At 63.5% G+C, this 13,306-nt stretch carries 13 protein-coding genes; 11 read left to right on the top strand and 2 right to left on the bottom strand.

What is annotated here, in order from left to right:
• Positions 1–99 precede the first annotated feature (99 nt).
• Positions 100–1,023 (bottom strand): LpxL/LpxP family Kdo(2)-lipid IV(A) lauroyl/palmitoleoyl acyltransferase, encoded by a 924-nt coding sequence (gene lpxL, locus G5134_RS17140; protein ID WP_005305350.1) that lies wholly within the window; start codon positions 1,021–1,023, stop codon positions 100–102.
• Between the two features lie 263 nt (positions 1,024–1,286).
• Between lpxL and hldE the strand changes: the two genes are divergently transcribed.
• Positions 1,287–2,714 (top strand): bifunctional D-glycero-beta-D-manno-heptose-7-phosphate kinase/D-glycero-beta-D-manno-heptose 1-phosphate adenylyltransferase HldE, encoded by a 1,428-nt coding sequence (gene hldE, locus G5134_RS17135; protein WP_421232091.1) that lies wholly within the window; start codon positions 1,287–1,289, stop codon positions 2,712–2,714.
• A gap of 135 nt (positions 2,715–2,849) precedes the next feature.
• On the opposite strand, the gene tolC is transcribed toward hldE, so the two are convergent.
• A complete protein-coding gene (gene tolC / locus G5134_RS17130) occupies positions 2,850–4,175 on the bottom strand; it encodes an outer membrane channel protein TolC (RefSeq protein ID WP_026139169.1) in 1,326 nt (441 codons plus the stop codon).
• A 305-nt stretch (positions 4,176–4,480) separates the two neighbouring features.
• On the opposite strand from tolC, the gene nudF reads away from it, so the two are divergent.
• From nudF to parE, 10 genes are all read left to right on the top strand, one after another.
• Positions 4,481–5,122: an ADP-ribose diphosphatase gene (gene nudF / locus G5134_RS17125; protein WP_026139168.1), complete on the top strand. Its 642-nt coding sequence runs from the start codon at positions 4,481–4,483 to the stop codon at positions 5,120–5,122.
• Positions 5,123–5,168: 46 nt separating this feature from the next.
• Positions 5,169–5,570: a DUF1249 domain-containing protein gene (locus G5134_RS17120; protein WP_236660533.1), complete on the top strand. Its 402-nt coding sequence runs from the start codon at positions 5,169–5,171 to the stop codon at positions 5,568–5,570.
• A gap of 26 nt (positions 5,571–5,596) precedes the next feature.
• Positions 5,597–6,415: a 3',5'-cyclic-AMP phosphodiesterase gene (gene cpdA / locus G5134_RS17115; protein ID WP_126880572.1), complete on the top strand. Its 819-nt coding sequence runs from the start codon at positions 5,597–5,599 to the stop codon at positions 6,413–6,415.
• Positions 6,416–6,424: 9 nt separating this feature from the next.
• Positions 6,425–7,012, top strand: coding sequence for a YqiA/YcfP family alpha/beta fold hydrolase (locus G5134_RS17110; RefSeq protein WP_258118969.1), 588 nt, complete (start codon positions 6,425–6,427; stop codon positions 7,010–7,012).
• 2 nt (positions 7,013–7,014) lie between these two features.
• Entirely contained in the window at positions 7,015–7,638 is a 624-nt protein-coding gene (locus G5134_RS17105) for an NUDIX hydrolase (protein ID WP_126880570.1), read from the top strand.
• Positions 7,639–7,675: 37 nt separating this feature from the next.
• The gene (locus G5134_RS17100; protein WP_054543528.1) at positions 7,676–8,077 is read left to right on the top strand and encodes a GFA family protein; all 402 of its coding nucleotides are present in this window, start codon (positions 7,676–7,678) and stop codon (positions 8,075–8,077) included.
• A 117-nt stretch (positions 8,078–8,194) separates the two neighbouring features.
• The gene (locus tag G5134_RS17095; protein WP_005305321.1) at positions 8,195–8,413 is read left to right on the top strand and encodes a DUF1656 domain-containing protein; all 219 of its coding nucleotides are present in this window, start codon (positions 8,195–8,197) and stop codon (positions 8,411–8,413) included.
• On the top strand, positions 8,406–9,272 hold the full coding sequence (locus G5134_RS17090; RefSeq protein WP_025201118.1) for an HlyD family secretion protein: 867 nt from the start codon (positions 8,406–8,408) through the stop codon (positions 9,270–9,272). Before G5134_RS17095 ends, G5134_RS17090 begins: the two co-directional genes overlap by 8 nt.
• A gap of 1 nt (position 9,273) precedes the next feature.
• Positions 9,274–11,283, top strand: coding sequence for an FUSC family protein (locus G5134_RS17085; protein WP_065018747.1), 2,010 nt, complete (start codon positions 9,274–9,276; stop codon positions 11,281–11,283).
• A 114-nt stretch (positions 11,284–11,397) separates the two neighbouring features.
• The gene (parE, locus tag G5134_RS17080; protein ID WP_065018748.1) at positions 11,398–13,296 is read left to right on the top strand and encodes a DNA topoisomerase IV subunit B; all 1,899 of its coding nucleotides are present in this window, start codon (positions 11,398–11,400) and stop codon (positions 13,294–13,296) included.
• The last annotated feature ends 10 nt before the right edge of the window (positions 13,297–13,306 follow it).

Raw genomic sequence — 13,306 nt, 5'->3', positions numbered from 1 at the left:
GGCAGGGCCATTAATAAAATATTCAGCCACGAATGAAAACCCTTTACCGGCGACAGGCCAGAAAAAACCGCCTTTCGGCGGCTTTCTGCTCTGATTGGCTCAGTAGTAACCCGCATCCTCCGGGTTGGGCCTGGTCTTGAAGCGGCGGTGCAGCCACATGTACTGCTCCGGCGCCTTGCGCACGGCGGCCTCGATCTCGCGGTTGGCTCGGGCCGCATCGGCCAGGTCGTCGCCGCTCGGATAGTCGGCGAGCGGCGCCCCGATATGCAGGGTGTAACCCTCGCTGGTGCGGATGTTGTAGCAGGGCAGGGTGACGGTGTTCTTCACCCGCGCCAGGGTGGCGGTGCCGGTGATGGTGGCGGCCTGCTCCACCGCGAAGTAGGGCACGAACACGCTGGCATGGCTGCCGTAGTCGTGATCCGGCGCGTACCAGAGCGCATCGCCGTTGCGCAGCGCCTTGATCATCCCCTTCACGTCCATCCGGTCCACCAGGTATTTGTTGGAGGCGCAGCGGCCGTGATACTGGGCATACTCCAGCACCGGATTGGTGTTGGGGCGATAGACGCCGACTCCGGGTCGCACCAGGCCGAAACAGCGGGCGTTGAGCTCCAGCGTCAGGAAGTGGCAGGAGAGCAGCAGCATGCCCTGACCCTTCTCCATGGCGGCGATGACGTGCTCTTCCCCTTCCACCTTCATCAGGTTGCGCATCCGCCAGTCTGGCCAGAACCAGGCCATGCCCACCTCGAAGATGGCGCAGCCCACGCTCTCGAAATTCTGCTTGAGCAGCGTTTCGCGCTGATCCCGGCTCAACTCAGGCATCGCCAGCTCCAGATTGCGGCGGGCAACCTTGACGCGGGATTTCAAAACCTTGCGGGCCAGGTTGCCGAGCTGGCGACCCAGCCACATCTGGCTGCGCCAGGGCAGCAGCACCAGCAGCCAGAGCAGGCTGAGGCCGAACCAGCTGGCCCAGTAACGGGGATGAAACAGGCGGGGTTCTAGACGGGGAGCATTGTCGTGGGCCATGAAAAGTCTCTTGTTCGCAATCGCCATGGGCAGGGAAGACCCGGCCGGATAAGGGGAGGCGATAAAGGCACGTGGATATCCAGAGCGGATCGTTTTACTCGCAATCGGGGGATTCTAGCCGAAAAGCGGGTCCGGGTGCGAATGGCCTCTGCCCTGGTCAGAGCTGAAAAGCACCAAGCGGCGCCCTTGCGCTTTTTTCACACCCAATAAAAGAGTGTGATAAAATCGGCGGCTGATTTTTCAGGTTTTGAGAGTCGATACAGATGAAGATCACCCTGCCCGAGTTTGAAAAAGCCCGCATTCTGGTCGTTGGCGATGTCATGTTGGACCGTTATTGGCATGGCCCCACCGGCCGGATCTCGCCCGAGGCACCGGTGCCCGTGGTCAAGGTCGAACACATTGAGGAGCGCCCGGGTGGCGCCGCCAACGTGGCGCTCAACTCCGCCGCCCTGGGGGCTCACGCCGTGCTGCTGGGCCTGACCGGTCAGGATGAGGCTGCCGATGCCCTGGCTGGCCAGATGGCCGGCGTCAAGGTCGCCTGTGATTTCGTTCGTCTGGCCGACTATCCGACCATCACCAAGCTGCGGGTGCTGTCGCGCAACCAGCAGCTGCTGCGCCTCGATTTCGAAGAGGCCTTCCACGATGTGGATGCCACCCTGCTGATGGGCAAGGTGGAGCAGGCGCTGCCGAACAGCAACGTGATGATTCTCTCCGACTACGGCAAGGGCGCCCTCAACGACGTGCCCGGCATGATCCAGCGCGCTCGCGCCGCCGGCATCCCGGTGCTGGTCGATCCCAAGGGGACCGATTTCGAGAAGTACCGCGGCGCCACCCTGCTGACCCCCAACATGTCCGAGTTCGAGGCCGTGGTGGGCAAGGTGAAAAGCGAAGAGGAGCTGGTTGCCAAGGGGTTGGAGCTGGTCAAGCGCTTCGAGCTGGAGGCCCTGCTGGTCACCCGTTCCGAAAACGGCATGACCCTGATCCGCGAAGGTCAGCCCGAGCTGCACCTGCCGGCCCAGGCCCACGAGGTGTATGACGTGACCGGTGCCGGTGATACCGTCATCTCCACCCTGGCCACCTCGCTGGCCGCCGGCAAGAGCCTGGACGAGGCCTGTGCCCTGGCCAACACCGCCGCTGGCATCGTGGTCGGCAAGCTGGGGACCTCCACGGTCAGCCCGGTCGAGCTGGCCAACGCCCTCTACACCGAGCAGGAAACCGGCTTTGGCGTCATGTCAGAAGCCCAGCTCAAGATTGCCGTGCAGGCCGCCCGCCTGCGTGGCGAGAAGGTGGTGATGACCAACGGCTGCTTCGACATCCTGCATGCCGGTCACGTCTCCTACCTGGCCAATGCCGGCAAGCTGGGGGATCGCCTGATCGTGGCGGTCAACACCGACGAGTCGGTGCGCCGCCTCAAGGGGCCGGGTCGTCCGGTCAATCCGACCGAGCGCCGGATGGCCGTGCTGGCCGCGTTGGGCGCCGTGGACTGGGTAGTGCCCTTCTCCGAGGATACCCCGCAGCGACTGATCGCCGAGGTGCTGCCGGACCTGCTGGTCAAGGGCGGCGACTACAAGCCGGAAGAGATTGCCGGCTACGCCGAAGTGACTGCCAACGGCGGCGAGGTGCGGGTCCTCAACTTCGAGGATGGCTGCTCCACCACCGACATCATCAAGACCATCCGCGAACGCGGATAAGCGAAAACCCGGCCTTGGCCGGGTTTTTTTATGCTCTGCGGCGGGAGCTCGACGGCGATTCGAACTCGCCACTCCCTGCAGGCTACAGATGAAAAAGGCGACTCTGGGGTCGCCTTTTTGCTGCCATCAATCGGCTCAGGATTTGCTCTTGGCCTGGCTGGCGGGCATCAGCCCTTGGTTCACGTCTTCCAGATCCTTTTGTTCCAGCGTGCCGGCGGCCTGCTTGAGGGAGAGGATGCTCAGGATGTAGTTGTAGCGGGCCTCGGAGAGCTTCTGCTTGGCCTGGTACAGCTTGCGGGTGGAGTCCAGCACATCGACTATGGTGCGGGTGCCGACCTCGTAGCCCGCTTCGGTCGCCTTCAGGGCGCTGTCGGCGGAGATGACGGACTGGCCGTAGGCGCGGACCGAGCCGATGCTGGCGTTCACGTTGTTGTAGGAGGAGCGCACCGTGCTCTGCACGTTGCGGAAGCTGCGCTCCAGCTGCTCGCTGGCGGCCACGTAGTTGAACTGGGACTGCTTGACCTGGGAGGTGGTCGCCCCGCCGGTGTAGAGCGGCAGCTTGAAGTTCAGACCTATGTTGGCCTGATTGGCGTTGCTCTCCGGGTTGCGGATCTCGTCCTTGTAGTCGCTGTAGGTGCTGGAGAGGCCGGCGCCCAGATCCAGGGTCGGCTCATGACCGGTCTTGGCCAGATCGATCTGCTCCTTGGCGATATCCTTGCCGATGCGGGCGCTGTGCAGTTGCAGGTTCTTGTCCAGCGCCAGCTCCAGCCACTTGTCGGAGTTGAACGGAGTCTTCTGCGGGCTGAAGCGATCTGTGTTGAGCACGTCCAGTTGACGGTGATCGATACCGGTCAGCTCGCGCAGGCTCTCGTAGCTGTTGTCCAGGGTGTTCTCGGCGTTGATCTCGTCCGCCAGCGCCTGGTCGCGCTCGGCCTCGGCCTCGTGCACGTCGGTGATGGCGGTCAGGCCCACTTCGAAGCGCTGCTGGGTCTGTTCCAGCTGACGTTCCACCGCGGCCTTGTTGGCGCGCACGAATTCCAGGGTATCCATCGCCTTGAGCACGTTGAAATAGGCCTGGGCGGTACGCAGCATCAGGTTCTGGATCTCGAGGTTGTAGGCCACGTCGGACTGGGTGGCGCTCTTCTCGGTCAGGCTCAGGTTGACCCAGTTGCTGCGGCGGTAGATGGATTGATCCAGCGACAGGGAACCGGTGGCGTTGCTGTTGGTCTGGGTGTCACCCTTGTTCTGCAGGTAGTTCAGCCCGGCACCCAGGTTGATCTGCGGCAAGAGGGCGGCGCGGGACTCGTTGATCTTCTCGAAGGCCTGGTCGCGTTTGGCTTTGGATTCCAGCAGCTGGGTATCCTTGATCTGGGCCTGTTGGTAGATATCGAGCAGGTTTTCGGCATGGGCGCCGGCGCTGACGCCCAACAACACCATGGCTGACAAGAGTGTTCTTTTCATAGATCGTTTTAACCTTATGTATTAACCCAAAGCTGTCGCTGGATGAAGGAGGGTATTGTCATTGAGCAAGCTTGATTTCAGCTTAATCACTCTACTATAAGCAAAATTTTATGCTAACTGTCTCTTTTCCAGCGACAGGAACGTCAAGGACGAGGGTGAGTTTTCTCCCCCTCGCGCCTAGCCAAATGCCCTGTGGCTGCTAAAATCCATCCCTCTTCTCCGACGGGATCGAGTGAATGAATGTTCATTCATGTTCCCGGATTTTATGGTCTAACCGAGCCAAGTCAAGCTGGTGGGAGTCTCGTATGTCGCAGCAAGCCTTGCCCCAAACCCGTCACTACTCTGCCGATGACGTAAAAATCATCGATAAATCATCGGGATATAACGGCTTCTTCAAGGTGAACATCTATCGTCTGCAGCACAAGTTGTTTGCGGGAGGCTGGAACGAGCCCATCGTCCGCGAGCTGTTCGAGCGCGGCCATGCCGCCGCCCTGTTGCCTTACGACCCGGTGCGAGACCAGATCGTGCTGGTGGAGCAGTTTCGCATCGGCGCCATTGAGACCAGTGCCACCCCCTGGCTGCTGGAACTAGTGGCCGGCATCATAGATGAAGGGGAGACCGCCGAGGCCGTGGTGCGGCGCGAAGCGGTGGAAGAGGCGGGCATCGAGGTCGGCCGCTGCGAGCACGCCATCAGCTATCTGGTGAGCCCGGGCGGCAGCACCGAACGGATCGAGGTCTACGTGGGCGAAGTAGATGCCAGCCAGGCCGAGGGGATCCACGGTCTGGCGGAAGAGGGGGAAGACATCCGGGTTCACGTGGTGAGCCGCGAGCAGGCCTATGCCTGGCTCAAAGAGGGGCGCATCGACAACGCCGCTTCCGTCATCGCCCTGCAGTGGCTGGCCCTCAACCACGGCGAGCTGCGCGCCCGCTGGCTGGCGGAGCGCTGAGGTGGCGCTCGTTCATACCCAGGCCAAGCGCTATGTGCCTGATTTGATGTCCTTGCAGCGTACCTGCGAGGTGAACTACATGACCCTGATGAAGCTGCTGCCCCCGGGCGGCACTGTGGGGGCGGAACGCCGTTATCAGGTAGGCAACGGCCTGCAGTTCCAGCTCACGGTGAGCGAGGAGAGCCGCTTCACCAGCCAGGTGATCCTGGCCCAGCACAACCCGGAATTGCCGAGTTATTTGCAGGCCCGGATAGAGATTCGTTTGTACCATGATGTGCGGATGGCGGAAGTGTGTGCGGCGCAACAGATTTCAAGGTTGCAACCACGTTATGATTATCCCAATAAAAATATGCACCAGCGGGATGAAAAGGAGCAGGTAAACCTGTTTCTGGCCGATTGGCTAAAATTTTGTCTCAGACATGGTACCAGCCTGATAAACATCCTCTAGTTGAACTCATAAAAAGAAGCGTGATTTTGGAAACAGAGCTACCCCAGGCGCAGGACGGCAGTGTGCGCCTGTTGCAAATTACCGACACCCACCTCTTCGCGAGTGCCGAGGGGCGGCTATTGGCCGTGCGCACTGCCGAGAGCCTGGCTGCCGTGCTGGAACGGGTGCAGGCCAATGACCATCCGTTCGATCTGATCCTCGCCACCGGGGATCTCTCCCAGGATCACAGTCCGGAGTCCTACCAGCGCTTCGCCTCCATGGTGGCGCCGCTGGCGCGCCCCATCTACTGGCTGCCCGGCAACCACGACGATGGCCCTCTGATGACCGAATACCTGCACGCGGCCGGCATCAGCGAGGCCAAGCAGCTGGTAGGCGAGCACTGGCAGGTGATCCTGCTGGATACCCAGGTGCGCGGCAAACCTCACGGGGTGCTGGGGGATCACCAGCTGGCGGCGCTGGATCAGGCGCTGCGCCAGCATCCCGAGCGTCATGCCCTGATCGCCCTGCACCATCAGGCGGTGCCGGTGGGCTGTGCCTGGCTCGATCAGCACAATCTCAAGAATGCCGACGACCTGTTTGCCGTGCTGGCCCGCCACCCGCAGCAGAAGACCATACTGTTCGGCCACGTCCACCAGGAGTTTGACGAGGTGCACCGCGGGGTGCGGCTGATCGCCAGCCCCTCCACCTGCATCCAGTTCAAACCGCTCTCTGATGGCTTCGCGCTGGACGAGTCCGGCCCGGGCTGGCGCTACCTCACCCTCTACCCGGATGGCCGCATCGCCAGCCAGGTGTGGCGCCTGCCGGTGGGGCAGTTCGTGCCCGACCCCGATGCCACCGGCTATTGAGGAGTCGCGATGAAGCCCGTACTCCTCTACCTGCACGGTTTCAACTCCTCGCCCGGTTCTGCCAAGGCGCAGCAAATGGCGGCCTGGGTGGCCGAGCACAGACCCGATATCGAGGTGGTGATCCCGGCCCAGCCCAACACCCCGGCGGCGGCCTGGGCGGCCATCGAGCAGACCATTGCCGATCTGCAGAGCCGTTATGGCAACGCATTCAAACTTGGCGCCGTGGGCAGCTCCCTCGGCGGCTTTATGGCGACCCGGGTCAGCGAGCGATATGGCTGCCACGCCGCCCTGATCAACCCGGCGGTGCGCCCGCACGAGCTGCTCTGCGACTACCTCGGCCCCCAGACCAATCCCTACACGGGGGAGCAGTATCTACTGCTGCCTGAACACATGGATGAGCTGCGGGCGCTGGCGGTAGCGGTGAGGACCCCCGAGCGGCTCTGGGTACTGCAACAGCAGGAAGACGAGGTGCTCGACTACCGCAAGGCGCTGGACGAATACCGTTTTGCCCGCCTCTCGCTGGAGTGCGGTGGCGACCACGCCTTCGTGGCATTCGAGCGCTACCCCGCCCAGATCGTCCGTTTCCTCGGGCTTTAATAATGCAACCACCGTTGGCCGCCTTTCTGGAACAGGTGCTGGCCACGGCGCAGGCGGGCCTCACTTACTCCAAGGATCCCTTCGATATCGGCCGCTTCGAGGCGCTGCGCGCCGCCACGGTGGCGCTCATCGCCAGCCAGAGCGAGCTGGCACCTGAAGCCATCGACGACTGGATCGCCCTCGACAGCGGTTATCCTACCCCCAAGCTCGATGTGCGGGCCTTCATTCAGAACGATGCGGGCCATATCCTGCTGGTGCAGGAGCGCAGCGATGGCTGCTGGACGCTGCCGGGGGGTTGGTGCGACATCGGTGACTCGCCGGCGGGGGCCGTGGTGCGCGAAGTGGTGGAGGAGACCGGCCTGGCGTGTCGGGCCGTGCAGCTGCTGGCGCTGTTCGACAAGCTCAAACACCCCCATCCACCTCAGCTGCCCCACGCTCACAAGGCGTTCTTCCTGTGCGAGGTGACCGGCGGCCAGCTGCTGGACGAAACCGATGAAACCAAAGGGGCGGGGTTCTTTCCCATCGACGACTTGCCCCCGCTCTCTCGCCATCGGGTTGTGGAATCCCAGCTGCGCACCCTGTACGACCATCTTTCACAGGGGCGGCGGGATACCCTGTTTGATTGATTGGCTCGGAACCTGAACCCGTCTGCAAGGAGGCAGCATGATCAAGCGCATCGGCAATACCCCCATTCAAGAGAAACACAAGGCCAGCTGCCATTGCGGCGCCGTGGTGCTGGAGTTGACCCTGCCGGACGGCGTGGTGGATCCACGCCGCTGCGACTGCTCGCTCTGCCGGCGGCGGGGAGCCATCGTCGCCTCGGTGCCGCTCTCCGGCATCCGCATCCTGCAGGGGGAGGAAGTGCTTAGCTGCTACCAGTTCAATACCCGCACCGCCAAACACTACTTCTGCAGCGTCTGCGGCATTTACACCCACCATCAGCGCCGCTCCAATCCGGCCCAGTATGGTTACAACCTCGCCTGCCTTGAAGGGGTCAATCCATTCGAGCTGGGCGAGGTGCCGCTGCTCGACGGCATCAACCATCCGGCGGATCGGCTGGTCTGACCGGCAGGGTCTCATCTGCTTCTGTAGCACCCTGCGGGGCTGTGATAGTCTTGCCAGACCCGCCGCAGGGCGGGTCGTGAGTCTGCATTATCTCGCTTGCCAACAGGGAGCCCGCTTGTGACAACTTCAGCTCTGCCGGATCTGATCCTGGGGGCCTCTCTCTACTTTCCACCCCTGTTCAAGGCGGTCCTGCTCGGTCTGCTGGGCTGGCTGCCGGTGCACCACCTGCTGCGTGACTGGCTCTACGGCGGGGATGTCTGGCATCCCCTGCTGATGGATCTCTCCCTGTTTATCCTCGCCGTCAGCGGCGCCCTATGGATATTGCTACATGGCTAAATCACCCCTCGCGACCCTCAAATACTTCTCCACCCTGCTGGTCTGCGCGCTGGCGCTGGCGGCGGGCTGGTGGCTGTGGAACTACTACATGCAGGGGCCCTGGACCCGAGATGGCAAGGTGCGGGCCGAGCTGGTCAGCATCACCCCCGAGGTGTCGGGCAAGATCGTCAGGATAGCGGTGAAAGACAATCAGCTGGTCAAGGCGGGGGAGGAGATCTTTACCCTGGATCCCGAGCCCTACCGGATCGCGCTGGACAACGCCCAGGCGGCGCTGGCCAAGGCCAAATCGGATCTCGACAAGGCGGAGCACGAGGCGAGCCGGCGCAGCGGCCTGTCGCGCAGCGTCATCTCCGCCGAGGCGGTGGATGAGGCCCGCCTCAACGCCCAGGCGATGAAGGCGGCCTACCAGGTGGCTCAGGCCAATCTGGAGCAGGCCAGATGGTCGCTGGCCAAGACCCGGGTGCATGCCGCGAGCGACGGTTACATCACCAACCTGCAGACCCGGGTCGGCAACTATGCCAGCGCCGGCGTGCCACTGGTGGCGTTGGTGGACATCCACTCCTTCTACGTGCAGGGCTACTTCGAGGAGACCAAGCTCAGACACATAGCGCCGGGCAAACCGGCCGAGGTGGTGCTCTACAGCGGGGAGCAGCGGCTGCGTGGCGAGGTGGAGAGCATAGGGCGCGCCATCCACGATCAGAGCGTGGAGGGGGCCGACAACCTGCTGCTGGACGTCAAGCCTAATGTGCCCTGGGTGCGGCTGGCCCAGCGGGTGCCGGTGCGGATCAAGCTGCTGGAGGTGCCGCCCGGGCTGACGCTGATTGCAGGCACCACCTGCACCATCACCATAGGGGAGTAAGGTGGTCGCCTCGCTCTGGCGCCAGACCCCCTGGGGCAAGGCCAATGGCGGCCAGTGGCGCTACGCCCTGCGCAACAGCCTGGCCATGTGCCTGTCGCTCTGGCTGGCCTTCGTGCTGGAGCTGGACTCCCCCTACTGGGCGATGACCTCAGCCGCCGTGGTGAGTTTTCCCACCGTGGGCGGGGTCATCAGCAAGAGTCTGGGGCGGGTGGTGGGCAGCCTCATCGGTGCCATGGCGGCGGTGGTGATCACCGGCCTTGGCATCAGCGATCCCTGGCTGTTCAGCTTTCTTATCGCGCTCTGGCTGGCGCTGTGCACCTATATCTCCAACCACCATCAGAACAACGTCTCCTACGCCTTTGCGCTGGCGGGCTACACCGCCGCCATCATCGCCTTCTCCTGCGTCAACGTGACCGATCCACAGCACATCTTCGACATCGCCCAGGCCCGGGTGAGCGAGGTGATCGTCGGCATCCTCTGCGGCGGCCTGCTGATGATGATTCTGCCCAGCACCTCGGATGGCGACACCCTGCTGCAGTCGCTGCAAAAAACCCAGGCCCGCCTGCTGGAGCATGCCCAGCTGCTCTGGCTGGGGGAGACGAGCCCGGAGGTGCGCACCGCCCACGAGGGGCTGATCGGCCAGATCCTCACCATGAACGTGCTGCGCATCCAGGCGGTCTGGAGCCACCACCGGCTGCGCCGCCACAACAAGCTGCTCAACTTCCTGCTGCACCGCCAGCTGCGGCTCATCAGCCTCATCTCCAGCCAGCGCCGCATGTTGCACAACTGGCCGACGCAACCGGAGGAGTTGCAGGCGTTGCTGGAACGGTTGCTGGCCGAGCTGGGCCAGCCCGGCTGCGACAAGTACCGCATCGCCCGGCTGCTGGCCCCGCTGGCGCCGACGGTGGCCAGCGACTACCGGCTGCACACCTTCTGGCAGCGGCTGCGCCACTTCTGCTGGAGCTATCTGGAGTGCCAGCGCTGGCTGGATCGGCTGGCCCGTTACGACGATCAGGAGTGGCCGGCGCCGCCGCGCCACTCTTCGCTCACCAGCCACACCGACACGCTGGAGGCGGCCTACAACGGCGGGCGCACCTTCCTCTGCGTGCTGCTGGGCTGCGCCTTCTGGATCCACAGTCAGTGGGATGCGGGCAGTTCGGCGCTGACCCTGCTCTCCATCTGCTGCGTGCTCTACTCGGCCACCCCGGCGCCCGCCAAGGGGGCCAACACCATGCTCAAGGCGATCCTGCTGCTGAGCCTCATCTGCTTCGCGGTCAAGTTTGGCCTGATGATCCGCCTCGACGACTTCTGGCTCTTCTGCGCCCTGCTGCTGCCCGTGCTCATCACCATGCAGCTGTTCAAGCAACAACAGCCCAGGCAGGCGGTGCTGTGGGGCCAGCTCATCGTGCTGCTCGGCTCCTTTCTCGCCATCACCAATCCGCCGAGCTACGACTACCTGCAGTACATCAACGGCAGCCTGGGGCAGGCGCTGGGGGTGATGAGCGCTGGACTGGCGTTCCAGCTGCTGCGACCGAGCTCGGATCGGCGCAAGAGCCGCCGCCTCATCCGCTCCCTGCGCCGCCACTTCATGGATCAGCTGGCGCCGGCCCCGCGCCAGAGCGAGAGCCAGTTCGAATCGCTCATCTATCACTGCATCAGCCAGCTCAGCCAGAGCCAGGATCAGACCGCCCGCCTCTGGGTGCTGCGCTGGGGCGTGGTGCTGCTCAACTGCAGCCACATCGTCTGGCAGCTGCGCCAGTGGCGCGGCGAGGATCAGCCTCTCTATCTGGTGCGCGACAATTGCATCCGCTCTCTGCAGGGGATCCTCACCGAGCAGGGGGTGCAGCATGCTTCTCTGGATCGCACCCTGGCCGAGCTGCAGCGGATCAACGCGGCCCTGGCCAACCACAGGGAGCCGACGGCGCGGGAGCTGGCCGGCATGGTGTGGCGGCTGCACAGCTCCCTCTCCCAGTTGCAGCAGGCGCTGCCGGTGGCGGCCGAGGCGCGCTGAACGGGCCGGCGGGGCGACTTACCCCCTTCGGATCAAGCTTTGCCGCCGCCGGGTTTGTCCAATACCCTCCCAACGAGTAAGATTCTCCCCAAACGTCAATTCGCAAGGCCCTCCATGTCTACTCAATACAATGCGGATGCCATTGAGGTCCTCAATGGCCTTGAACCGGTGCGTCGCCGCCCCGGCATGTATACCGACACCACCCGGCCCAACCACCTCGGCCAGGAGGTCATCGACAACAGCGTCGATGAAGCGCTGGCAGGTCACGCCCGCAATCTGGAGGTGATCCTGCATGAAGACCAGTCCCTCGAAGTGATCGACGACGGCCGCGGTATGCCGGTCGATATCCACCCGGAAGAGGGGGTCAGCGGGGTTGAGCTGATCCTCTGCAAGCTGCACGCGGGCGGCAAGTTCTCCAACAAGAACTACCAGTTCTCCGGCGGTCTGCACGGGGTGGGTATTTCGGTCGTAAACGCCCTCTCCGATCGGGTCGAGGTGACGGTACGTCGCGACGGTCAGGTCTACGACATCGCCTTCGAGCGTGGCGAGAAGGTGCAGGAGCTGACCATCACCGGTACTTGCGGCCGTCGTAACACCGGCACCCGGGTGCGCTTCTGGCCGGAAGCCCACTACTTCGATTCGCCCCGTTTCTCGGTCTCCAAGCTGGAGCACCTGCTCAAGGCCAAGGCGGTACTCTGCCCGGGTCTGACCATCAAGTTCCTCGACAAGAACACCGGCATCAAGCTGGAGTGGTGCTATGAAGACGGCCTCAAGGATTACCTGATCGACGCGGTCAAGCAGTTCACCTGCCTGCCGGAGCAGCCCTTTGTCGGCGCCTTCAGCACCGAGCAGTCGGCGGTGGACTGGGCCCTGTGCTGGTTGCCGGAAGGGGGTGAATGCCTCGCCGAATCCTATGTGAACCTCATTCCCACTGCGCAGGGCGGTACTCACGTCAACGGTCTGCGTCAGGGCCTGCTCGACGCCATGCGCGAGTTCTGCGAGTTCCGCAACCTGTTGCCGCGCGGGGTCAAGCTCACTCCGGAAGATATCTGGGATCGCTGCGCCTACATCCTCTCCATCAAGATGCAGGATCCGCAGTTTGCCGGCCAGACCAAGGAGCGGCTCTCTTCCCGTCAGAGCTCGGCGTTTGTTTCCGGCGTGGTGAAGGATGCCTTCAGCCTTTACTTGAACAGCAACACCGAGCTGGCCGAACAGCTGGCCGAGCTCTGCATCTCCAGCGCCCAGCGCCGGATGCGCGCCGCCAAGACGGTGGTGCGCAAGAAGATAACCCAGGGCCCGGCACTGCCCGGCAAGCTGACCGACTGCGGCTGCGCCGATCCCATGCAGGGGGAGCTGTTCCTGGTGGAGGGTGACTCCGCAGGCGGCAGTGCCAAGCAGGCGCGGGATCGCGAGTTTCAGGCCATCATGCCGCTGCGCGGCAAGATCCTGAACACCTGGGAGGTGGAGGCCGGTCAGGTGCTCGCCTCGCAAGAAGTGCACGACATCTCGGTGGCCATCGGGCTCGACCCGGACTCCGACGACCTCTCCGGCCTGCGCTACGGCAAGGTGTGCATCCTGGCGGATGCGGATTCGGACGGTCTGCACATCGCCACCCTGCTCTGCGCCCTGTTCGTGAAACACTTCCGCGCGCTGGTCAATCAGGGTCACGTTTATGTGGCCATGCCGCCCCTCTACCGGATCGATATCGGCAAGGAGGTCTACTACGCCCTCGACGAGGACGAGAAGAACGGTGTGCTGCAGCGGGTCGAAGCCGAGAAGAAGAAGGGCAAGGTGATGGTGACCCGATTCAAGGGCCTGGGTGAGATGAACCCCAAGCAACTGCGGGAAACCACCATGGATCCCAACACCCGCCGTCTGGTGCAGCTCACCATGGGCGCGGAAGGGGACGAGGGGGATGAGACCCTGCAGCTGATGGACATGCTGCTGGCCAAGAAGCGGGCGAGCGATCGCCGCGAGTGGCTGGAAGAGAAGGGCAACCTCGCCATCATCTAAGCCGTCGGCC

The organism is Aeromonas sp. 600276 (assembly GCF_049175815.1).
Taxonomy (GTDB): Bacteria; Pseudomonadota; Gammaproteobacteria; order Enterobacterales; family Aeromonadaceae; genus Aeromonas; species Aeromonas dhakensis.
This window is presented reverse-complemented; position numbering and strand designations above follow the sequence as displayed.